At 37.9% G+C, this 1,684-nt stretch carries 2 protein-coding genes; both read left to right on the top strand.

The window, feature by feature from the left end:
- Nucleotides 1–267: 267 nt before the first annotated feature.
- Nucleotides 268–1,059, top strand: coding sequence for a Flp family type IVb pilin (locus tag HK26_RS13605; RefSeq protein WP_180539580.1), 792 nt, complete (start codon nt 268–270; stop codon nt 1,057–1,059).
- A 209-nt stretch (nt 1,060–1,268) separates the two neighbouring features.
- The gene (locus HK26_RS12755; RefSeq protein ID WP_086640100.1) at nt 1,269–1,448 is read left to right on the top strand and encodes a Flp family type IVb pilin; all 180 of its coding nucleotides are present in this window, start codon (nt 1,269–1,271) and stop codon (nt 1,446–1,448) included.
- Nucleotides 1,449–1,684: the final 236 nt, after the last annotated feature.

Here is a 1,684-nt window from a genome sequence, read left to right on the forward strand (position 1 = left end):
CGTGACCTGCTCCCGCAATGGTTCACCCTGAGCCAGGAAGAGGAGGAACTGGTGCAACGCTACTGCACCAAAGACCTGCGTTCCATGCGTCACTACATTGAAGTCATCATGAAAGACCAGATGAGCTACTGGAAGGTAGCCTGATAGCAGGGGATGGAATGCCACTCAGTTGGGTGGCATGTTCTGAAAATTTTTCGATATATTTGAAGTCATTCCTTAATTTATATTACAATAAAATTGTATATATACAAAGGAGGATTTCAAATCATGATTTATTATAAAAATAAAATACAACAGGATGTTGGGGCAACGGCCATAGAATATGGTGTTTTATCCGCACTTATCGCTGTAGCAACAATGACAGGACTGCAATTAACTGGTGTAAACCTTGATAATACATATTGTTATATAGCTACCAAAGTAAGTCAGGCAAGTGGAGGAACAGGAGGTGGTGGATGCTCTAGCTCTGCAAATAAGTCAGCATCTAGTGCAAATGGTTCAAGCTCTGATAGTAGTGCTACTTCCAGTGCAGATGCTTCTGATTCTTCCTCATCTTCTGATAGTTCCAGTAGTGCGGATTCCTCTATAGCAGAACCAGCCATATATAACGCTTCAAACAGCTATACAGCCGATGCTTCAAGAGGTTGGTCGGCTCTTAAATTAGGATACGGTGAATTATCATATAATCATGGTGGCTTGGCATCTATGACTGGAATATATGATGCAGAAGGAAATGCATTGACAACACCAGAACAAATAAAAGATTACTTTGGCATATCTGATCAAGCATATGAATATGCTATTGGTGAATTGAAATACACTCCAGAATTGGAGGAAGAGTCTCTGCTTGAAGCAGATCAACTCTCCAAATCTGGAAAACTTTATTATATTCCCGACCCTAAAAAAGTAACATTTACGGCAACTGACGGCTCTACATATCATTTTTACCAAGAGCGTGCTCAAGATTCAGGGGAAACCGGAGCAATAGATGAATTATATAAAGGTCCAGGAAAAGATGACTATTACAGACCCACTTGGTACTCTCCAACCAAGCAATAAAAAACCACCAAACCGCTTTTTGGAGGGGGTTTGATGGTCACTTATGTCGCTACAACATAAGATTATTATTTTATATATAAATGATAATGTCAAGAAAATAAATTATAAAAAGTTCGTTTTTCTTGAAAATATGCAATTCAATACAGTATTATATATTTAAGGCATCATAAGCATATGGTGTTTAATATTAATATTTGGAGGATTTTCATATGAAAACTTTACTTAAAACTCGTAAAAATGAAGTCGGTGCAACAGCTATCGAATATGGTCTGATTGCTGCTTTAATTTCTGTTGGTATTATCACGGCTGTTACTGCTGTTGGAACCAATTTGAGTAATGTATTTGGCTCTGTTAGTTCAACATTACTAAAAGCATCGTCTGCTGGTTAATCCACTGGAGCAATCACAAGGCTTAAACGGGAAACCTTTCGAGGTTCCTTTTTTTATGTGTATTTCCTTTACATTTTCAATGCATTTGAATGGTTTTCAACGTCTGAATTGTTCTGTCTCATCCATGCCATGGCTTCATTTGTATTCTGAAGAATTTTCGCATTTTCCTGGTCGATGATTTTGTTTTCCAGATAGCCCATATTTCTGGAAATCATCTGTGTCAGAATATCCTTTCC

Origin of the sequence: Acetobacter okinawensis (genome assembly GCF_002153655.1) — a bacterium.
GTDB lineage: Bacteria > Pseudomonadota > Alphaproteobacteria > Acetobacterales > Acetobacteraceae > Acetobacter > Acetobacter okinawensis_A.